Annotated in this window: 19 protein-coding genes; 7 read left to right on the forward strand and 12 right to left on the reverse strand. The window is 61.0% G+C overall.

Translation table 11 applies throughout. The features are described from left to right. From QCE88_RS30345 to QCE88_RS30355, 3 genes are all read right to left on the reverse strand, one after another. The coding region (locus QCE88_RS30345; protein WP_309908838.1) for an ABC transporter permease subunit at positions 1 to 611 on the reverse strand (611 nt) is incomplete at its 3' end. A 14-nt stretch (positions 612 to 625) separates the two neighbouring features. Beyond that, complete coding sequence (locus QCE88_RS30350) at positions 626 to 1,480, reverse strand: ABC transporter substrate-binding protein (RefSeq protein WP_309908840.1); 855 nt, start codon at positions 1,478 to 1,480, stop codon at positions 626 to 628. Between the two features lie 55 nt (positions 1,481 to 1,535). Further along, entirely contained in the window at positions 1,536 to 1,913 is a 378-nt protein-coding gene (locus QCE88_RS30355) for a RidA family protein (protein WP_309908842.1), read from the reverse strand. A gap of 173 nt (positions 1,914 to 2,086) precedes the next feature. Here QCE88_RS30355 and QCE88_RS30360 point away from each other — a divergent pair, with 173 nt between their 5' ends. The 3 genes from QCE88_RS30360 (at position 2,087) to QCE88_RS30370 (ending at position 5,825) form a co-directional block, all read left to right on the forward strand. Further along, a complete protein-coding gene (locus QCE88_RS30360; RefSeq protein WP_309908844.1) occupies positions 2,087 to 3,016 on the forward strand; it encodes a LysR family transcriptional regulator in 930 nt (309 codons plus the stop codon). Positions 3,017 to 3,104: 88 nt separating this feature from the next. Beyond that, positions 3,105 to 4,058 carry a dienelactone hydrolase gene (locus QCE88_RS30365; protein WP_309908846.1) on the forward strand — a complete coding sequence of 318 codons (954 nt, stop codon included), beginning with the start codon at positions 3,105 to 3,107 and terminating at the stop codon, positions 4,056 to 4,058. 180 nt (positions 4,059 to 4,238) lie between these two features. Further along, complete coding sequence (locus tag QCE88_RS30370; protein WP_309908847.1) at positions 4,239 to 5,825, forward strand: anion permease; 1,587 nt, start codon at positions 4,239 to 4,241, stop codon at positions 5,823 to 5,825. Between the two features lie 43 nt (positions 5,826 to 5,868). On the opposite strand, the gene QCE88_RS30375 is transcribed toward QCE88_RS30370, so the two are convergent. Further along, positions 5,869 to 6,246: an NUDIX domain-containing protein gene (locus tag QCE88_RS30375; protein WP_309908849.1), complete on the reverse strand. Its 378-nt coding sequence runs from the start codon at positions 6,244 to 6,246 to the stop codon at positions 5,869 to 5,871. Positions 6,247 to 6,488: 242 nt separating this feature from the next. Between QCE88_RS30375 and QCE88_RS30380 the strand changes: the two genes are divergently transcribed. Continuing rightward, positions 6,489 to 7,400: a CHAD domain-containing protein gene (locus QCE88_RS30380; RefSeq protein WP_309908851.1), complete on the forward strand. Its 912-nt coding sequence runs from the start codon at positions 6,489 to 6,491 to the stop codon at positions 7,398 to 7,400. A gap of 46 nt (positions 7,401 to 7,446) precedes the next feature. On the opposite strand, the gene corA is transcribed toward QCE88_RS30380, so the two are convergent. The 5 genes from corA to QCE88_RS30405 all read right to left on the reverse strand — a co-directional run bounded on the left by corA (position 7,447) and on the right by QCE88_RS30405 (position 12,877). After that, entirely contained in the window at positions 7,447 to 8,424 is a 978-nt protein-coding gene (gene corA / locus QCE88_RS30385) for a magnesium/cobalt transporter CorA (protein ID WP_309908853.1), read from the reverse strand. 138 nt (positions 8,425 to 8,562) lie between these two features. Further along, positions 8,563 to 9,639, reverse strand: coding sequence for a phosphate ABC transporter substrate-binding protein PstS (gene pstS, locus QCE88_RS30390; RefSeq protein ID WP_309908855.1), 1,077 nt, complete (start codon positions 9,637 to 9,639; stop codon positions 8,563 to 8,565). A gap of 50 nt (positions 9,640 to 9,689) precedes the next feature. Then, positions 9,690 to 11,177, reverse strand: coding sequence for an MFS transporter (locus QCE88_RS30395; protein ID WP_309908857.1), 1,488 nt, complete (start codon positions 11,175 to 11,177; stop codon positions 9,690 to 9,692). 293 nt (positions 11,178 to 11,470) lie between these two features. Continuing rightward, entirely contained in the window at positions 11,471 to 12,070 is a 600-nt protein-coding gene (locus tag QCE88_RS30400) for an NADPH-dependent F420 reductase (protein ID WP_309908859.1), read from the reverse strand. Positions 12,071 to 12,142: 72 nt separating this feature from the next. Further along, on the reverse strand, positions 12,143 to 12,877 hold the full coding sequence (locus QCE88_RS30405) for an SDR family oxidoreductase (protein ID WP_309908861.1): 735 nt from the start codon (positions 12,875 to 12,877) through the stop codon (positions 12,143 to 12,145). 105 nt (positions 12,878 to 12,982) lie between these two features. Here QCE88_RS30405 and QCE88_RS30410 point away from each other — a divergent pair, with 105 nt between their 5' ends. The 3 genes from QCE88_RS30410 to QCE88_RS30420 all read left to right on the forward strand — a co-directional run bounded on the left by QCE88_RS30410 (position 12,983) and on the right by QCE88_RS30420 (position 16,019). Further along, positions 12,983 to 13,948: a LysR family transcriptional regulator gene (locus QCE88_RS30410; RefSeq protein ID WP_309908862.1), complete on the forward strand. Its 966-nt coding sequence runs from the start codon at positions 12,983 to 12,985 to the stop codon at positions 13,946 to 13,948. A 235-nt stretch (positions 13,949 to 14,183) separates the two neighbouring features. After that, positions 14,184 to 15,044: an AraC family transcriptional regulator gene (locus QCE88_RS30415; protein ID WP_309908864.1), complete on the forward strand. Its 861-nt coding sequence runs from the start codon at positions 14,184 to 14,186 to the stop codon at positions 15,042 to 15,044. A 96-nt stretch (positions 15,045 to 15,140) separates the two neighbouring features. Beyond that, positions 15,141 to 16,019: an NAD(P)H-binding protein gene (locus QCE88_RS30420; protein ID WP_309908865.1), complete on the forward strand. Its 879-nt coding sequence runs from the start codon at positions 15,141 to 15,143 to the stop codon at positions 16,017 to 16,019. A gap of 320 nt (positions 16,020 to 16,339) precedes the next feature. On the opposite strand, the gene QCE88_RS30425 is transcribed toward QCE88_RS30420, so the two are convergent. Genes QCE88_RS30425 through QCE88_RS30435 form a run of 3 tightly spaced genes read right to left on the reverse strand, consistent with a single transcriptional unit; the run spans position 16,340 to position 20,045 of the window. Next, the gene (locus tag QCE88_RS30425) at positions 16,340 to 18,043 is read right to left on the reverse strand and encodes a M48 family metalloprotease (RefSeq protein ID WP_309908866.1); all 1,704 of its coding nucleotides are present in this window, start codon (positions 18,041 to 18,043) and stop codon (positions 16,340 to 16,342) included. A gap of 2 nt (positions 18,044 to 18,045) precedes the next feature. After that, the gene (locus QCE88_RS30430; protein ID WP_309908869.1) at positions 18,046 to 18,399 is read right to left on the reverse strand and encodes a hypothetical protein; all 354 of its coding nucleotides are present in this window, start codon (positions 18,397 to 18,399) and stop codon (positions 18,046 to 18,048) included. Continuing rightward, positions 18,396 to 20,045, reverse strand: a complete 1,650-nt coding sequence (locus QCE88_RS30435) for a CHASE2 domain-containing protein (RefSeq protein WP_309908871.1) — start codon at positions 20,043 to 20,045, stop codon at positions 18,396 to 18,398. The genes QCE88_RS30430 and QCE88_RS30435 overlap by 4 nt, the downstream gene beginning before the upstream one ends. Positions 20,046 to 20,238 lie beyond the last annotated feature (193 nt).

Here is a 20,238-nt window from a genome sequence, read left to right on the forward strand (position 1 = left end):
CTCTGTCCCGCCGACACCGACAGGAGCCCCGAGCGCACGATCTCCGACACATCCGCGGCTTGCGCGAGACCGAGGCCGATCACGGCCGCCGCCATCTGCGTGACGACCTTGTTGGTAGCGATGAGCTTGATCGACGGACCGAACGGAATGCCGATGGAAAGCGTCGGCACCAGCGCGGAGAAGAAGTAGATGAAGAGGATCATCACGAGCGGCGGAATGCCACGGAAGATCCACGTAAAGCCCGCGCTCGACCACGACAGCAGCGGATTCTCCGACAGCCGCATGATCGCCAGCAGAATGCCCAGGCCGATGCCGACGATCTCGGCAAGCACCGTCAGCAACAGCGTGTTGCCGACGCCCGCCAGAATCGGTGCGCTGAACAGATAGTCGAGCACCGTGCGCCATTCCCAGCGCGGATTGGTGATCAGCAGATCGGCGATCGAGAGCAGCACGAACAGCATCAGCGCCGCGCACAGCCAGCGGCCCGGATGGCGCAGCGGCACGACCACGAATTCTTCCGGCGGCGACGCCTGGGGGCGCGCGTCAGAAGGCAAGGGGGACGGCGCGTCGGCGGCGGGCGCTCCCGCCCCATACGATGATTGATTTCCCATGATGGCGGTGCGCGTCAGAGCCACGCGTCGTTGATGCTGATCTTGTCGGCTCGCGTATCGCCTTGTCCCCACTTGTCGAGGATCTGCTGATATTTACCGTTTGCCTGCAACTGATCGAGCGCCGCCTTGACGGCGTCACGCAACTGCGGGTTCTGTTTGCTGACCGCATAGCCGAGCAACGCGATGATGCGCATGTCGCCGACCTGTTCGAGCGCGTTCGGGAAGCGCTTGACCGCGTACGCGACTTGGGCGGTGTCGCCGGACCATACGTCGGCGCGGCCCGAGCGCAACGCCAGCACGGCGCCCGATGCATCGCTGAAGGTCTGGATGTCGAGCGCGCCGCCCTGTGCCTTGCATTTGGCCTGCTGCGCCGACAGTTCGCGTTCCTGGAAGGTGCCGCGCACCGCCGCGACGGTCTTGCCGCACAGGCTGGCCAGATCCTTGATGCCCGCGCCGCCGCCCTTCGGCGCCGCCATGCCGACACCGGCTTTCACGTAGTCGACGAAATCGACTTGCGACTGGCGCGCTTTCAGATCGCCGATCGAACCCACCGCGAGATCCGCGCGGCCTGCGGCGATCGACGGAATCAGGCTGTCGAAGGTGCCGGACGTGATCTCGAGCTTCACGCCGAGTGCATCGGCGACCGCCTGCGTCAGATCGATTTCCATGCCTTCGAGCGTGCGTGCGTCCTTGCCCGCGTAGATCATCGGCGGACTGTTCGGCGATGCGATCACGCGCAGCGTGCCGGCATCGCGAACCGATTGCGGCAGCGTTTTCGTCAAGGCGGTTTCCGCGTGCGCGGACAGGGCGACGGCCTGACCCAGCGCAACCACCAGCGCCTGCATGACGAGCTTCGAGCACCACTTCATGGCATTCCTCTCCTTTCGATCCGCAACGATGACGCGCCTGACGGCCGCGCCCGACTCAACCCAGATTCGCATTGACGACAATCTCGATCCGCATGCCGTCCAGCATCAGTTGCTTGACGACCACCGTCGCGCGCGCGGGAAACGGATCGGCGAAGGTCTCGGTCCAGATCGCGTGCATCGGCGCCCAGTCGGCGGGATCGATGAGATAGATCTGCACCAGCATCACGTCGGCGAGCGTGCCGCCGGCTGCCTGCATCGCGCGATCGAGCTTGTGAAATACCTGGCGCACTTGCGCCTCGATGCCGCCGTCGATCAGCTTGCCGGTCGCACTGTCGGTCGGGGTCTGCACGGTGAGAACCTGGCCTCCCTTGCGGACCACGCCGGAGATCGGATGACCGGGACGTTTCGGTCCGACATCAATGCTTTCGAACATGTTGCCTCCATCGTTATTCTTTAACGCATAGGGTCGACGCGTCGGTCAACATGCGCGTAATCCCTTATTAAACAAGGGTTGTCGGGTGAACATGCGCACCTTATCACTCCGTTTTTATCGACGTAACTGCGTTTTTGGTTATGCTTGCATGCGTTTTGTTATAGGGAGCCGGGATGAAGCGTGGACAGTTGCAGCTGAAGCACGTGGCGGCATTTCGCGCGGTGGTCATCGGCGGCAGCGCGTCGGCGGCGGCGCGCGCGCTTGGCCTGTCGCAACCCGCAGTCAGCAAGATCATTGCGCAGGCGGAGGAGTACGCAGGCATTCACCTGTTCGACCGGCAGCTCGGACGGCTGATTCCGACCCCGCTTGCCTACCGGCTGTACAACGAGACCAACGTGCTGTTCTCGACCATCGATCACATCGATCAGATCGTCTCGCGCGTGATCCATAGCGAAGTGCAGCCGATCGCCCTCGGCGCGGTGCCGCTGATTGCGGTGTCGCTGCTGCCGAAGGTGTTGCCCGACTGGCAGCGCCGCACCGGACGTTCGATCCTGATCTACACCTACGACACGCCGAATCTGCTGAACGTGGTGGCCACGCGGCGGCTGGAGATCGGGGTGGCGGTGGGCGGGCAGCAGAGTCACGGGCTCGAGACGGCCGCGCTGATCCGCAGTCCGATCTACTGCGCGGTGCCGAAGGATCACCCGCTCGCGCAACGGCCGCTGATTCGCGCGAGCGATCTGGACGGCATCGATTACGTCAGCCTCTCGCGAGTCGAGAGCGCTCAGGCGGGCATCGACCGGATGTTCCTTGTCGAGAACGCGCGGCCCAACGAAGTGATGCAGGCGCCGCTGATGGCGGCGGCGATCCGGATGGCCGAGGAGGGCGTCGGTGTGACGCTCACCGACGTGTTCGGAATGGATGTCGCGCGGCGTGACCGGCTGGTGTTCCGCCGCTTCGAACCGGCCATCTTCTTCGACTACTTTGCGGTGTGGCCCAGAAACCGGGAAGCGGATTTCGATCGCAATGAGCTGATCGCGCTATTGCGGCAGGCTGCGAGAGGCATGCTCGAAGATGCCGAGAGACTCGTCGATTCGCATTGAAGAACGTTCTTCATCCAGGATCGCTTGGCTGCATCCCTCATGCTTGCTAACATCGAGTGCCGCCACGTTGGCGTGAGGGGAGAAGATCGTGAAAACGCTGATTACGGCGACCTTTCTCTGTCTCCTGGCTTCGACTGGCCATAGTGCTGGCGTGAGACTCTTCGACATCCCGGCGGACGCCAGTGGGCCTGCTCTCCAGGCAGCCGTCTGGACGCCGTGTGCCAACGTCCCTGAACCCATCGAAGTGGGAACGACACTTCTACGAGGAACAGAGAACTGCGCCGTTGTCGGCAAGGATCTTCCTCTGGTCGTGATGTCGCACGGGCACGGCGGTACGCGCCTCGGCCACCATGACCTTGCCGAAAAGCTTGCCGATTCGGGTTTCGTCGTTGCGGCGATCAATCACCCGGGCGACACATCCTCGGACATGTCGCGGGCGTCGGAGCCATCGGAGTTTGTCGAACGCCCGATGGACATCAAGCGGCTCATCGACTACATGCTGGATTCGTCGCCGGAAGCGGGGACCATCAACGCGCGCGAGATCGGGTTCTTCGGCTTTTCCCGGGGCGGTTATACCGGCCTTGTTCTGGCCGGAGGCGTCCCGGACTTTCAGCATGCTGACATACCGTGCCCTGACGAACTTCCCATTTGCAAAACCATCCGGGAAGGAAAGCTGCCGCCGCAACATTGGATTCGTGACGGGCGGATCAAGGCGTTCGTGCTCGCGGACCCGCTCGACGCTTTTCCGACCGCCGCGACGGTCCAGGACATCAGCGTCCCCATCCAGCTGTGGGCATCGGAATACGGTGGCGATGGTGTGTTGCCAGAGACGACCCCTGCGCTTTCAAAACTGCTGCCCAAGAGGCCCGAGTACCACCTCGTCGCGGACGCCGCTCATTTCGCGTTCCTGGCACCGTGCACGCCAAAGCAGGCCGCGAGAATTCCCCGCCTATGCGTCGACGAGGGTGGATTTGACCGTGTCGCGTTTCATGCCCGATTCAACGAGGACGTGTTGCGGTTTTTTCAGATGCGGCTTCGATAGACAAGGGGCCTGGTTAATAGCGTCTTTGGGCGCGTCCAGGTCACTGCGTCGAGCGTCCGCACTTCGATTACCGCCGGAACAGAAAACAGAGATCCTCTGACTTAAATGACATCAAATGTTCACGCAATTGTGTTGGCCGCGCCTTAAGCTGTCTGGCGCATCGTCAGCCCAGGAGCGAACATGCCGGACATCGCATTCCCTCAGCAAACCGGCACGAACGAACGCACGCGTCGCTTCAGCCTGGGCGTATTCGTCCTGATTCTTCTCGTTGGCGTGGGCTATGTCGCGCTCCACCTCGCCGCCGATCTCAAGCCGGTCCAGCAAAGCTCCGCGCTTCCCTATGTGCTGCTCGGCATTGCACTGCTCATCGCGCTCGGATTCGAGTTCGTCAACGGCTTCCACGACACGGCCAACGCCGTGGCCACCGTCATCTACACGCATTCGCTTACGCCGAACCTCGCCGTGGTCTGGTCGGGCGCATGGAATTTCGTCGGCGTGCTGGTATCGAGCGGCGCGGTCGCGTTCGGCATCCTGCAACTGCTGCCGGTGGAACTGATCTTGCAGGTCGGCAGCAGCGCGGGCTTCGCGATGGTCTTTGCACTGCTCATCGCCGCGATCATCTGGAATCTCGCGACCTGGTGGCTCGGCTTGCCTTCTTCGAGTTCGCACACATTGATCGGTTCGATCATCGGCGTCGGCCTGATGAATCAGCTTTTGCGCGGGCCCTCCGGCACGAGCGGCGTCGACTGGTCGCAGGCATCGGGCGTCGGCAAAGCCTTGCTATTTTCTCCGCTGGTGGGCTTCGTGGCTTCGGCACTGTTGCTGCTCGCGTTGAAAGCACTGGTGCGCGTGCCCGCGCTCTACAAGGAACCGAAAAAGAACCATCCGCCGCCGTTCTGGATTCGTGCGCTGCTGATCCTGACCTGCACGGGCGTGTCGTTCGCACATGGCAGCAACGACGGGCAAAAAGGCATGGGCCTCATCATGCTCATTCTGATCGGCACGGTGCCGACGGCCTACGCGCTGAACAAGGCGGTGAGCCCGGCCGAAACGCAGGCCTTCGTCGCGGTGGCGCACGAAGCCTCGGCTGTCTTTGCAAAATATACGAATGGCGCGCCTGCTTCATCCGATCCTCGCGCCGATACGCAAGCTTACGTGCGGACCCGTCAGCTCTCGTCGGGGACGATGCCCGCGTTGAAACAGCTGACGGACATGATCGCGAAACAGGTGGGCGCATCGGGGTCGCTCGCGGCGGTACCGCAGAACGAAGTGGACAACGTGCGCAACAACATGTACCTCGCGTCCGAAGCCATCCGACTCATGGAAAAGGCGCAGCAGCCGGTGTTCGCAACTGAGGACCGCGCCATTGTGGATGCGTATAAAAAACAGCTCGATGTCGCGACGAAATTCATTCCGACCTGGGTGAAGGTTGCAGTCGCCATCGCGCTGGGACTCGGGACGATGGTGGGCTGGAAGCGCATCGTCGTCACGGTTGGAGAGAAAATCGGCAAGCAGCATCTGACTTACGGTCAGGGTGCGTCGGCTGAGCTCGTGGCGATGCTGACCATCGGCGCCGCCGACATGTACGGACTGCCGGTCTCGACGACACACGTACTGTCTTCAGGCGTCGCCGGGACGATGGCGGCCAATGGCTCGGGACTGCAATGGAACACGGTGCGCAGCCTCGTGCTCGCGTGGGTGCTGACACTGCCGGCGTCGATCGCACTGGCTGCGGGGCTGTATTGGGTGTTTCGCCACGTGTTTTGAGTGGCGGTCTTGTCGAGCCGGCTGGTGGGATCGCGCAAAGGCGCTATTTGCCCCGGCTGCTTTTACGCTTCTGACCGACAAGCTTCACGATGTTGTTCGTCGGCGTACTCGTCAGCAGTCGAGCGATGTCTTCGGGCTGCACCCAGCGACATTTCGAGATTTCGTTACTCGGACGCGGTTTCGCGCGTTCGGGGATATCGCAGTAGAAGACATGGTGATGCTTCTGCTTGCTTTTGAAGTCGAACAGGTACTTGGCCGATTTGCCCGCGATACGCGTCTCTTCCTTGAGTTCCCGAAGCGCGGCGTCGGAAAGATGTTCTCCGCGTTTCAGAATCCCGCCCGGCAAGGCCCACTTGGACTCGCGTGCAACGAGCAGGATTCGTTTTCCCTTTCGGCAGATGACTGTGGCGCGTTTCTTCAAACCTCATCTCCACGTTGTTCTTATACGTGTCGCCGTGTGAATGTCGCCAACGGCGCGGACATCGCGTATCTGAATGCTATTACAAAAACCCGTGCAGTCGCGAACGATAAATCAAACAACGAGTATCAATATTGGTGTGTCTGACATAAAACGTTCATCGAAAAGTATTAGTCAACAGCCGCGCTCGAGTAGCGATATGGTAAGGTCCGGGCAAACGAATTTTTGTCCGACACGAGGCACACATGGATATGGATGGTGACTGGCCCTTGCCACGGCCAAACACTCTCTTCAAGGATCATCGGCGGACCGTCAGTTCGTCCCTCTCGAAAGCAAGCTCGCTTGCAAGCACATTCTCGTTGCTTGCCAGGCCTGTCGTGGCGGACGCCGTGCAGCGAGCACGGGATCTCTCGACGCAAGGTGATGCAGAAGGATTTCACCAGCTCCGCGTCGCGTTGCGAAAGCTTCGCGCACTCTACTGGGCCTATTCCCCGTATCTCGGCGAGGAAGTCAGCACGCAGGCAACCGAGGAGTTCAAACGTCTGGCGGGCGTGGCGGGTGGAACACGCGACTGGGACATCGCCGGAGATCTTCTCGAAGGGGCCCGCGAGTCGGGTGCAGCGGTCGAGACGCTGCTCGTCGCTGCGCAACAGAAGCGCGCTGAAGCGGTAGTGCATAGCCGCACCATGATCAACGGGGACGACGTCGAAGCCTTTCTGAGCGATGTCTTGCAGCGTGCAGTCGCTTCGCTACAGTCGAGCTGCAACGAGCTTCCGGTCGGATCGTTCGCCAGAGATCGTGTTCGCCGTGCGCAGCGCGCGCTCAAGAAGCGCAGCGTGCATGCGGCGCGTAACGAGGTTGCTCAGGAAGAAGATCTTCACGACGTCAGAAAGGCCGGGAAGAAACTCAGATACCTGCTTGAGTTCTTCCAGCCCGTCGTCAAGGGCGATCATGGCCGGCTGATCAAGCGCTTGTCATCGGCACAGGAAAAGCTGGGGCAGTTCAACGATATCGCAGCGAGCGAGACGCTGATACGCAGGACCGCGTTCGACGAGGTCTCGCCTGAAATCGTGCGGGAATCGCTTCAATGGTTGCACGAGCAAAAGCGCCGGCGGATGCGTGCGGCTTCGCGGCGGGTGAAACGCATCGCGAATTGAATCGACGGTTTCAGCACGACATGCAGGACATCGTTTTCGATTGCGCTCAGATCCATCTTGCCTTGCGGAAATAGCGGAACAGGAGCGTGTCGATTAAGATGATCGCGCCGATCACCGCGGGGTAGCCGTAAGGGCTGTGAAGTTCGGGCATGTGTTCGAAATTCATGCCGTAGATTCCGGCGATCATCGTCGGAACCGCGAACAATGCAGCGAACGTGCCCAGCCGCTTGGTAATCTCGCTCTCTGTCAGGGCAATCATGCCCAGATTGACCTGGACCGCGGTGATGACCATTTCGCGCCGTCCCTCGATGCCGCTGACGATGCGTTCCAGGTGGAAGTACACATCCTTGAAATAGGTCGTCATGCCTTCGCAGATGCTGGGAACACGGCCGCCCGTGAGCCTGCCCACGGCCTCGAGCAACGGACCGATGTGGTGCCGAAGCACGACCAGTCGGCGTTTGAAGCGGTACAGCTCTTCGACGATCTCACGGGCTTCGTTGTGCTCCTGCGGCCTGAAAATGCGGTCCTCGAGTTCTTCCAGCTCAGCGGTGAGCGTTTCCAGCACGGCGAAGTAACCATCGACGATATCGTCCATCAACGCGTACAGGACGAACGCCGATCCTTGCCTGAGAAGCGGCGGCTCGTGCTCGCACCGCTCGCGCACTTTCTGGAAGCCGTGCTGCGTGTGCATGCGGACGGAGAGCACGTAGTTCCTGCCGACAAAGACATCGACTTCTCCAAAATGCAGACTGCCATCCTGCTGAAGCTCGACCGGATGCATCACCGCGAAGAGCGAGTCGCCGTATTCCTCTATTTTCGGCCAATGATGATGCGTTCGCACGTCTTCGACAGCCAGTTCATGAAGTCCGAACTCTTCCTTCATGGCATCGAGTTCGGCATCGTCGGGATCCTTGAGCGCGACCCAGACGAAGCATTCCGGTTTCTGGACGTAGTCGCTGATCTGCTCGATGGTAATGTCACTGAGCTTGCGTCCTTCCTGATAGGCCACACACGCAATCAACATTTTTTCGCCTCGGGGAGATGCGTCGGGGAGGGTGTGAGCAAGCGGGCGGCAGCGCGCATCGGAGGCGAGCGGAGCGTGTCGTGTCGTTCGTATGAAACGCCAAGGCCGGCGTCGTCCCAGCCCATGACTTTCAGCGTGTCATCTAATCGACTGGATTTGCGCCTGACTCAATTCCCAGATGTGCGGCGGCAAGGGAATGAGATGCGCCTCGCTTTGCCAGGCCTGGTTCTCTTCCGACGGCACGATCGTCCATAGCAGGAAGCGGCGGATGGCGGCCGCGACGGCCGGGTCGGCCTGATGCGTGGAGACGACTGCATACTCGTAATTCACGAGTGGATAGGCGCCGCTGGCGGGTGCGAACACCAGCGTCAAGCGCTCGTCCGGCGGCGTGCGCGCACCCAGCGACGCAGCGCCTGCCATGATCGTTTCAGTGGTGGGCATGACGAATTCGCCCGCACCGTTCTTGAGCGCGGCAGTGCCGATCTTCGCCTGCGCGACACTGTCGCTATAGCTCACCCCGACATAACCAATGGAATAGTCAGTCGACGCAATGGCCTTGACCATGCCAGCGTTGCCCATAGCCGTGGCACTGCCGGGCACGTCGGGCCATGCGATCGTCGTGCCGTATCCGGGATTGGTCTCCCAGGAAGGGGTCGAGAACGTCAGGAACTGCGTGAACACGAAGGTTTCTCCGGAACCCTCGGCACGCCGGATCGGGACAATGGCGTGAGCGGGGAGCCTCACGTCCGGGTTCAGGGCCGCGATCTGCGGGGCATTCCATGAGCGCACTGTGCCGGTATAGATTGCTGCGAGTGTCGGACCGTCGAGTTTAAGGTGGACCTCGTTCAGGCCGGGAACGTTGTAGTTGACTGTCTGAGCGGCGATCGCCAGGGGCACGTTGATGATCCGCGCATGTTGCGTGATTTGCGCGTCGGACATATAGGCATCCGACGCACCGATCTCGACCTTGCCCGCCTCGACCTGCTGGATGCCCGCTTCTGAACCGGTCGCGCCGATATGGATATGAACGCCCGGGTGCGACATCGTGTAATGCGTGACCCATGTCGTAAAAAGCGGATACAACAGCGTCGAACCGGTCTCGTTGAGCGTGATGTCCTGTGCAAGGCAAGCCGCACTGAAGAGGAGTGTCAGCGCCGTGATGCCGATGAACTTCAACCGTGACCTTGATAAGTGAGTGAAGAGCGGATCAGCCAATCGGTGTCTCCGTCATTGTTTCGTTGAACCGCTATCGGGTTATGCCCAAGTTATCGGCCGATTTCATCGAGGTTCACGCCATTCGTCTCGATGCGGAAGATCCACGTCACGACCGCACCCAGAATGGAAGTGCCGACGAGGATATACAGCACCGGACCGGTGCCGATGCTGCCGAGCAGAACAGGGAACAGGAAGGCCGTGGCGACCGCGCCGATCTTGCCGACGGCAGCGGCGAATCCCGCACCTGTCCCACGTATGGAAGTGGGAAAGACCTCGCCTGCGAGCAGATAGGTTTGCGCGTTCGGCCCGAGGTTCGTCATGAAATTGAACAGCATGAAACCCGTGAAAATCATGACGGTTTTCGTCGCTCCATCGAAACCATCGGAAAGTGCCGCGATCAGCAATCCCGCCGCGCAGCCGATGAAGCCGATAACCTGCAGCCGGATACGCCCGAAGCTGTCTGCCAGCGCCACCGCGAACAGGATGCCGATGATAAGCAGAGCGGTGATGAGCGCCGCACCCTTCGCAGCGAGGATATCGTTGAGAATCAGGTCTGCGACACTGCGCACATGATCGGAGGTGGCGCCGAATGCGGCGGCGAGAATCGTCGGCGTGAAGATGCCGATACCGTACGTACCCAGATCCTGAAGGAACCAGGGTGCCGATGCAAAGACCGTAGCGCGCAGGTTCTTGCGCTTGAACAGTGCGAGGAAGCTGCCCTTCTCATGCCCACCGTGATTGATCGTGACGCTTTCGCGCGCAAGCACGATCTCGGACGGATACTGCGGCGAACGAACCAGCAAGCGACGGGCAGCGAGCTCGGCACGGTCGGTTGCGCCATGTATGTGCAACCAGTTCGGGCTCTCGGTGATAAAAAAGCGTCCGATAGTGACAAGCGCTGCGGGAACGATGGCCGTACCGTACATCCACCGCCATGCTTCGAGCGTCGGCGTGAGTGTCAGCACCAGAAAGCCCACGCCCGTTCCAGCCAGCGCGCCGACCGCCTGGAACGCAAACGCCGCGAGCACAAGCTTGCCGCGACTCGCGCTCGGAATGCTTTCGGAGATGATCATGTGCGCCGTCGGATAGTCGCAACCGAGTGCGATACCCAGCCCAAACAGGCACACCACGAGCGAAACAAAGTTGGTGCAGAAGACCAGAAGCACGAGAAAGGCGACGAAGATGATCATCTCGACGATGAACATCCGCTTGCGTCCGAAGTGATCGGACATGCCGCCGAGTCCGATGGCGCCCACGAGAATGCCGCAGAGGCTCGCGGCACTGATGAAGCCATTCTGCGCGGCGCCGATGCCGAATTCACGCGACATGAGCGGCAGCGCGACACCCGTCATGAAGACGACGAAACCTTCGAAGAACTTCCCTGCGGCGGCGAGCGACCAGATGCGCCATTGCATCTTCGTCATTGGAATGGAAGGGAGACGCGTGCCATCGGGCCACATCGGATGTTCATCGATGTATTCCTGCACCGATTTGACGGACGTCGTTTTCAAATCGCCAACAGCCGCATGGGTCTGCATCCGCAAGCTCCTTGTCCGGTGATCGCCGGTGCAGTGCGCATGGCAGCGCGCTCTCCGGTTTCGTGACCGCAGAGTGACGCGCTCCGGTGTCGCGCGCGTGACAGGCATGAAGAACTCATCGTCAGCATGGCAAGAAGTGGTCACATCTTCCCGATTGATTCACTATCCTTACCAATCTTGTCGCACTGATTTACCTTCAGCTTACTTGTTCGCGGGGTCGTAAGAGAACTCGATGTATCGAACTTGCTGTTCTCTTCAATGCTCATCGAGGTCTCTTCATTGCGATTGCTTCATCAATCGAACTTGTGCAAGTCCTTGAAGATCAATTGACCCCAGCGAGTGCCGAGACCCTGGACCAGCAGTCCACCTTCTGAAAGTCCGCCGAGTTCGACCGGCGCGAAACCGAGCTTCTCCGCAAGCGCACCTATTTCCGCTACGGCGCCGTCATCGTCGCTCGAAAGGAACACGACTCGTCTTCCGCCATGCACGGCCGGATCCTGTGCAAGAACCGAGGCCCCCAGGTGGTTGAAGCCCTTGACCAGTTGTCCGCCCGTGAAGGCCTGCGCAACGAATCTGGAGGGCGGCAGTCCGTCCAGTTTCTCGGGCGGGACGCCATAAGCATTGGTCACATCGACGATGATCTTGCCGTCCCAGTTGGGAAGTGACTTCGCGACATCCGGATGCGATCCGAAACCGACCGCCAGAAAAATGATGTCTGCCTTGACGGCTTCCGCCAGCGTCCTCGGAACGATCTCGGGTCCGATTGCGGCGGCATCGGCTGCGAAGCTTTGCGGGTCGCGCGTGGTTGCAACGGATACGTCGATGCCGCTCCGGGCGAACGCCTTGGCCAAGGCCTGGCCAATCTTGCCGAATCCAATAATTGCGTAGCTCATATCTAATTCCTTCGGTTGATCACGTCTTCCGGCGCTCCCTATAGTGGATGAAGCGCCGCACGATAATGCGCGTCAGAGTTGCGCCAGGCCGCCGTCGACGGCGAGCTCGCTGGCGGTCATGAAGCTGCTGTCCGGCGACGCGAGGAAGGCAGCCGCAGCGGCGATCTCGGCAGGATCTGCCATGCGCCGGAGCGGCGTCATCGAGGCGAAGACCTTCTGGCCTTCCTCGCCTAGCGCTTGCTTCGCGAGTTCGGTCGCCGTTGCGCCCGGAGACAGCACGTTGACCCGGATGCCGGTGCCCTTCAGGTCCTCCGCCCAGGACCGCGCGAGGTTGCGCACGGCCGCCTTGCTCGCGCTGTAGGCGCTCATGGCGGGCGCGCCCGTGGTGCCTGCGCTCGATCCGGTCAGGATGATCGAACCGCCATCGCCCATCAGCGGCAGCGCTTTCTGGACCGTGAAGATGGTCCCTTTCACATTGGTGTCGAACGTTTCGTCGATGTGCTCGGTCGTGATGTCGCCGAGCGGAAGGGGGCTTCCCGCGCCGGCATTGGCAAGGACGATGTCGAGTCGTCCGCGCTCGGCATTCACTGCGGCGTAAAGGCGGTCGAGGTCGGCGGGATCGCAGACCGAGCCCTGTACCGCGCGGGCCGAGGGCCCGAGGTCGGCCACGGCTGCGTCGAGCGCGTCCTGCCGGCGGCCAAAGATGAAGACGAACGCACCTTCCTCGATAAACCGCTTTGCTGCGGCCTGGCCGATGCCGGTCGCGCCGCCGGTAATCACCGCGGTTTTTCCATGCAGTCTGTTCATGTCGTGGGTCCTTCAATGAAAAGCGAGAACAGCCATTCTGAAGCGCATGATGCATGAAGCCAATTCACTAAATATCTATAATTCCCATCTACTCTTTGGATACGTATGCTCGACAACGTCACCATCAATCAGCTCCGCGCCTTCGTCGCCGTGTGTGACCAGGGAAGCTTTTCCGGCGCTGCCCGGGAGTTGAGGCGTGCTCAGTCGGCGATCAGCCACGCGATCAGCGCACTCGAAAGTGCCTTCGACTGCGTGCTGTTCGAGCGCAACGCTCGCAAGGCGACGCTTACCGCCGCGGGCCGCAGTCTCCTGCCGGATGCGCGTGCAGTGATCTCACGCACCGAGGAAATGAAGATGCGCGCGGCTTCGATTGCTGAAGCGGGAGTGCCACAGGTCTCGATTGCCGTGGATACCTATTTCCCGCGTACGCACCTGATCGAATGCCTGCGCGCCTTGCAAGCGAACTTTCCAACGATTGCCATCAATCTGCGCATGACCACCATGCAGGGCGGCGAGCGTCTGGTTCTCGAAGGCACGTGCGGGTTGGCGGTGACGATCGCGGACGTGCCGGAGCTGAGCCCGGAGACCATCGAAAGGCAGCATCTATGCGAAGCGCAGATGGTGACCGTCTGTGCGCCGTCGCATCCGCTGGCTGCAATCGCAGGCTTGATCCCCCGAGAGGAATTCGGCCGGCACATTCAGCTCGTTGTCACCGACAATCAGCCCGATGCGGAAAAGACGCAGCAGGGGGTCGTCAGCGAGCGCCAGTGGTGGGTGAACGATCTTGGCGCGAAGCACGATTTGCTCAGGGGAGGTTTGTGCTGGGGGCACATGCCGCATCATATGGTCGCGGAAGATCTCGCGAACGGATCGCTTGTCGCACTGAAACGGCGTGCATGGCATATGCGTCCGCTCATCTTCGTGGTCTCGCAGCGGCGCGGGTACGCGTTTTCCGAATGCGAGACCCGACTGGTCGAGAGCCTTGGGCAAACTCAGCGCTTGCCGAAGGAGGTCAGCCGGCGCTCTGCTTCACGCAGAGGCAAAAGAAGTCCGAAAGGCCAGGACGTGTAGACCGGCTTTGCTCGGCAGGCTGTACATAACGAGCCATTCGTTCACCGCCGGTGTGATCGTTGTCGCGGCGTGCTTGCTGATCGCGTCGATGATGATTCTGCGTGGGATCGCGGCGGAGGTAGTCAACCGTTGAGGCAGTGCGGACGGCTTTGAGCAATGGTGAAGATATCGCGCAAGCCTCTGAATCGATCGTACACTGCGCTGTCGTAACTGGATTATCCGGTATCAATCAACCATGACGACCACTTTGCAGATCTTGCCCAGAGTCCTTCAGTCAAGCGCTGATCGAGGATGGAATGCGTTGTCAGCCGCGCTGGTGCATATTCCGCGCGGCTTGTCGAACGTGCGCGGCGTCGATGTTCATACCTTGGCCATGCACGTCGGGCCGCCGGTCAATGCCGACTGCTTTTGTGACGGAACGAGGTTGCGGCGTATTCAAAAGCCTGGCGACCTGGCATTCGTTCCGGCAGGGTTCGATTCTTCATGGGAGGACGATGCGGAATGTCAGATTCTGCGGCTTGGGCTTCATCCGTCGCTGCTGGAACAGGCTGCCGAGGAGCTTCGTGGCGACCCCTCAAAAATCGATGCCATTCCGCGCCTTCAGCTTCACGATGCGCGAATCGAAGCGATTGGCTTCGCCATCAAGGCGGACCTCGAGGCAGATACCCCCTCCGATTCGCTTTTTATCGATCATCTGGCAAGTGCGCTAGCGATTCGGCTCATCGAGACCGCCACCGATCGTCGCCCTGACTCGAAGGGATACAAGGAGCCGAGGCTGTCACCACGCCAGTTGAAGTTGCTGAACGAGTTCATCGAAGAGAATCTTGATCAGCCTTTGCGTCTTGCCGACTTGGCAACGTTGGCCGGTATCAGTGTGACGTGGCTAAAAACGCTGTTTCGTAACAGCACCGGGACGCCTGTTCATCAATATGTCATTCGCCGTCGCGTCGAGTACGCGCGGGCGCTCATCGCTACCACGAAGACACCGGCGAGGGAGGTCGCCCTTGCCGCAGGCTTTGCCAATCAGAGCCATATGAGCACCACGATGCGGCGCGTCCTCGGCGTGATTCCAGGCGACATCCGTCGTCCGGATTGAGAAACATGACCGAATCTGCAAAAGTCTGCCCGAATCTGAGCGACCTGCTTTTTCGAATCCTGCATTGTCGAGTTTTCATCTCAACGGGGATTTGCAATGTACGCAATCGTGGGCGCCGCCGGAAAAGTTGGCTATGCAACAGCATTGACACTGCGCCAGTCCGGCATGGAAGTAAGAGCTGTCCTGCGCAATGAATCGAAGGCGGCTCGACTCGCCGAGATCGGATGCGACATCGTGTTTGCTGATCTGCAGGACCCGGACGCCCTTGGGAGCGCGATCGCCGGCGTGGAGGCTGTCCAGGTCGTCGCTCCGCTGATGCCGCGGGCCAAGGATCCGGCCGATGACCTGCGGCGATCAATCGCGAGTCTGGCCGCAGCGCTCGCGCAGGCGCGCCCCAGGCGCACGCTGGCAATCTCGGACTATGGCGCGCATGTCGCGCATGACATCGGCATGCCGAGTGTCTTCCGTGAATTCGAAGAAAAACTGGTTCAAGTTTCCGGCCATACGCTCGTCGTACGTTCGGCGGAACATATGCAAAACTGGGCGAGAGTGATTCCGGCGGCAATCGAGTCTGGCAGCCTCCCGACATTTCTCGACCCCGTGAACAGGCTGGTTCCGACAATCTCGGCTCCCGACCTCGGCAAGATCACAGCAGCGTTGTTGATGCGAGCAGACGGAAAGGAAGGCCTGGAAATCTACCACGCAGAAGGACCACGGCGATACAGTGCCAGCGATGTAGCGACGGTGCTGGGCGAACTTTCGGGCCGGCCGATTCATGCTCAATCCGTGCCGCGCATGCACTGGGACGAGATCATGAAACGCAATACGTCTGCAACCCTCGCAGATCTCTTGATGAAGGCCAATGACGCCGTGAATCAAGGTGGTGTCGTCGACATCGAGGAGAACGTGGGTGAGGTCTGCTACGGCACCACGGAACTGATCGACGCGCTGCGTCCGCTGTTACCGCAGCCGTGAGAACGCCGTGCCATGATCGAGGGACATTGACCGTGGTCATTCGTCTGGCGCGGACGAAGCGTGCTGCTCTGGAGGGAGGCGCGCGACAGGGCGACAGCGGTTGAGTGCAGTCGTGCATACTCAGATGCGACTCATCGTCTTCGCTGGATAGCGCGTTGACACACTTCGAGGCCGAAGTGCGGACGCGGCGAGGCAAGGTCGCATCCAGGCACGGCGGACAAGCACGAAGATGGACGAGCCTTTGCCCGCTTTGGCGCCCGCAGAGGAATGAAGGGTACGGTGCCTTGCGGGAGACGGCGGGGTTCGGCACAGTCCATCTCTCATTTGCTCGTGTTCGTACTCGTGCCGATCCACTTGTCGAGTATTTCGTGAATGTGCCCCATGCCGCCGCTCTTCTCGCCCATCTTGCTTTCAGTGGGCGTCTGCGCCGCCGTCTGACACGGCACGCGGTAGTCGGGGTGCGCGACCGCACAATTCGTCGCCATGTCTTTCGCGGTCTTGATGTCGCCGTTTTGTCGATAGAACGACACCATGGACACCCACGTGAGCGGGGCGCGGCTGAATGCGTCGAACTGCTGCTGCATCAGTGTCTGTGCGCCGGGTTTGTCGTGCGCGGCCACCATGCGCGTCGCGAGATTCACTTGCACTTGCCATGAGCGCTCGCGCGCGTTCTGGTTGCGCCGCAGTATGGCGATGGTCGAATCCTGTCGCCCGGGCGCGGACAGGCTCGACAAGTTGGCGAGCATGTAGAGCGGCAGGCCGTCGTTGGCGGTCGGACCCGATGCGATGGTCTGCACGGTCGATGCGGCTTCCGCATAGCGCCGCTGCGCCTGCAGCTCTTGCGCCTTGGGCACGAGCGCGTAGTGCGCGAGAATCGTCGGCGTCGTGCCTTGCTTGCGGACGTTCGTCCACGGCTGCACGCGGGCGTCGGGCATGTCGGCGCCGAGCAGCGGTTCGACCGCCTTGCGCAAGTCGGCTTCGCGTTCGGCGGCATCACCATGGGTTTCCTGCAACGCTTCCACCGCCGTCCCCACCTGATCCTCGATCAGATGTTGCGTATCGAACGCGACGCCGCCCATCGTCCCTTTCACGTCGACTTCCTTGTTCGTGCCGGCGGAGAGCGCATCGGTGAGCGTGTTGATCGTGCCTGCCTGCGAACCCAGCGAGGGCAGCGCGCCACCAAGGGTCGGCAGCTTGATCGGTTGAGCGTTGGCGTCTTTAACGGTCTTGTCGCGCTCGGCGGCGCTCTGCATCGCCCTGAGCTGCTTTTGCCGTTCCTTTGCCTGCTTGTCGTAGGCACCGATGCGTTCGAGGAAAGTCTTGAAGCCCTCGGGGTAGGAGTAGCCGTTTTTCAAACTGATGGTCGCACCGAACAGGTCGGCCTGCTCTTCCTGGGTGCGCTCCCATGCGGGAAACAGCGCGCGCGTGCCGAGCGCCTGCACGACGAAAATATTGTCCACGCCCGACCATTGCGTCGTGCTCGCGCGCTTGTTTGCATACGTCCAGGCGAGCGTCGTCAACGCGGCGCCGGCTTCTCCGGCGGTCTTGACGTTGTTCGCGGCATAGTGATTCAGATAGACGTGACCGAATTCATGCGCGAGCACCGCGAAGATCTCATCCTCGCTCTCGACGACCGAGATCCAGTACTGCGAGATATAGATGTTGCCCGCCGCCGATGACGATGCCGCCAGCGCCGTATCCGCCGTGATGTGCACGGTGCCGGGATAGTCCGGCACGCCGGCGGTCCGTTTGATCCTGGCGAGCAGGCCGTTCAGATAGCGCTCCATCTCGGGCATCGCGATGAGACCCCAGCCGTCTGCGCGATTGTTGTCGAGGTCTTCGGTCACCGATGGCCAGTCGCGCTGCACGGGCGGCGGTATCTGCCCGGCCTTCTGCATCGTGGCGTCCTTCCTGGCGCCGGGCATCAGATCCGTGATGCTGGTCGGCAGTCGGGTATCCGAGCAGGCTGATGTCATCAGGCCGCACGCCACGGCGAGGCCGATCCTGAGCGCACGTGGGGTCATGATCAGTTGCACCTCGCAGAGCCCGCATTCTTCGAACCGGCGACATGCGCGGCCGCGGGCGGCGTGCTGCATACGAACGCGGTGGCCGGGGCCGTGCGCACGTCCATCGAATTGACCCAGGCGGAGCCGGTTGCCGTCTTGATCTCGTAGAAGCCTTTCGATTTCTGGATGATCGCCCATGGGAAGTTCCCTGCCGGTATCTTTGCGCCCTTATCAGCGATCGACGGCCCTGTGTATAACTGCACGTCCGACTGACTCGCCGAGATGATGTCCGTGCCCTCCGCATGCGCGAGCGCACTGGCCGCAAGCGCGAGCAGCGCAACGGCGACATGATGCGATATCGGATTGCTGTTCATGATTTCTCCTTGTCTCCGAGATACCAGTCGACGAGCTTCTTGTTCCATTCGAACCATTCGGCCACGAGCGCGAACAACGTCACGTGCACGATCGCCAGATACGGCACGTTGAACACCCAGTGCCCGAGGTACAGCAGCACGCAGATCATCACGACCGACAGCAGCACTTCCAGCGCCTTCAGCCACGTCAGGAAGACGCCTTCGGCCAGCCTGGCGACAAAGCGTGCGAAGCGTGCGGGCTTGCGCCCGCGCCGCTGCGTGACCACTTCGGCGTGCATGTGCAGGGTCACGCGCTGTTCGCTGTCGGCGCTGTCGGACTGGTCGGAATCCGGCGCGCGCGTGGTCGTGACGATCGTTTCGTCGATCTTGATCCGCTCCGGTTCCCGCATGTCCCGGTAGCGTTCCTTCATCGGCTCGATCACGCGCTCCTTGAAGAGCCCGAGCAGCAGCACGCAGCATCCGCCGATGACGAGCAGCAGCAGCGCGCGCGCGTGCGGGCCATCGGCCTCCAGTTCGTGAAGCTCGATCGCTTTCGTGTAGTCGGGGCCGCGCGTGATCAGATTGTCGAGCGCCATCGCGTGCAGATACACGCCGGGTACGCGATCCTGAATCGGAGACACAATCACATCGTTCGAATAGGCGTATGCGCTGCCGATCATCACGACCTTGTCCTTCAGGAGCCACTGAAAGCGATCGCTTTGAGCCGTGCTCGGATAGTTCATTTCGCGCGCATAGAGCGTGTGATGAAAAACGCAGACCGGCCTGCCATGCCTGGCAACGAGCGCGTGCCACACGGCGCCGATGACGAGCGGCGCTGCTTGCTGGTTTTCGTTGCAATACAGATCGTAGTTTTCCTTGAAGACATCGGAGGCAGGATCCGGATAACGACCTTTCTCGCCCTTTTCATCCTGGTGCGCGGCTTCGCGCCGGCCGTTGCCATTCAGGACCGTCCATTCGATGCCATCGCGCACGGGATACAAGCCCCACGTGAGCGCGAGTTCCTCCCTGGGGTCTTCTATCCGGTGATGCAGCGCGTCTTCGTAGATGGCAAGCGCTGCGCTGCGCGCATGCTTCGAATCGCGTGCGACCATCGGATAGGTCCAGACGACATGATCCAGTTCGTCGGGGTCGTATTCGACGGCAACCTTGGTCGCGAGTCCTTCCAGTCCGTCGCGCACGAACAGCTCGCGCTTGTCATTGAGTGCGGCGGCGAGGAAGACAGGAATATGTTCGGCCTGCGCGTTCTTGAGGACGGTTTGCAGTCCCTTCACATTCGCGTCGGCGCGCACGGAGGAAAAGATCAGGTCGACGAAGATCGCGCGAGGCCGGTATCGAGCGACGTCGTCGACGATCTTGGCATAAAAGTTGTACGAAGGCGGCCAGCTTTCTTGATTGTCTTCGACAGCTTTTTCGTCGACGAGCACGACCGTGATGTCGTCGTTGCGCACGTCGGGCTTGTAGAACGCGCCCACCAACGGCGCGACGACGCGCGCCGCCTTGCGGGTGGCGAACTCCTCGCCGAAAAGCGACGGAATGACAATCGCGACGAGCGCTCCGATCACGCATGCGCTGATGGTGCGCAGTATCGTTTCCCGGAGGGAAGGATGCGCGTTGTCGGACTTCTTGGCGGGTCCATTCTCAGCCACGGGCAGCCTCCGGAAACCATGTCGCGAAGGAAGGGCATTACGAGTTTAGTAAAGGAACCCTGAGTGGTTAGCAGTATTTCTGTTAATCGCGAAGTACGAAAAGCGCGCGCAGGTAGAAGCTACTTTGAGCAGAAGATTGAGCGGTTGTGAGTGATATGCAGGTCTGTGCGGATTGATGGCGTCACGCCGGAGG

The organism is Caballeronia sp. LZ035 (assembly GCF_031451175.1).
Lineage (GTDB): Bacteria > Pseudomonadota > Gammaproteobacteria > Burkholderiales > Burkholderiaceae > Caballeronia.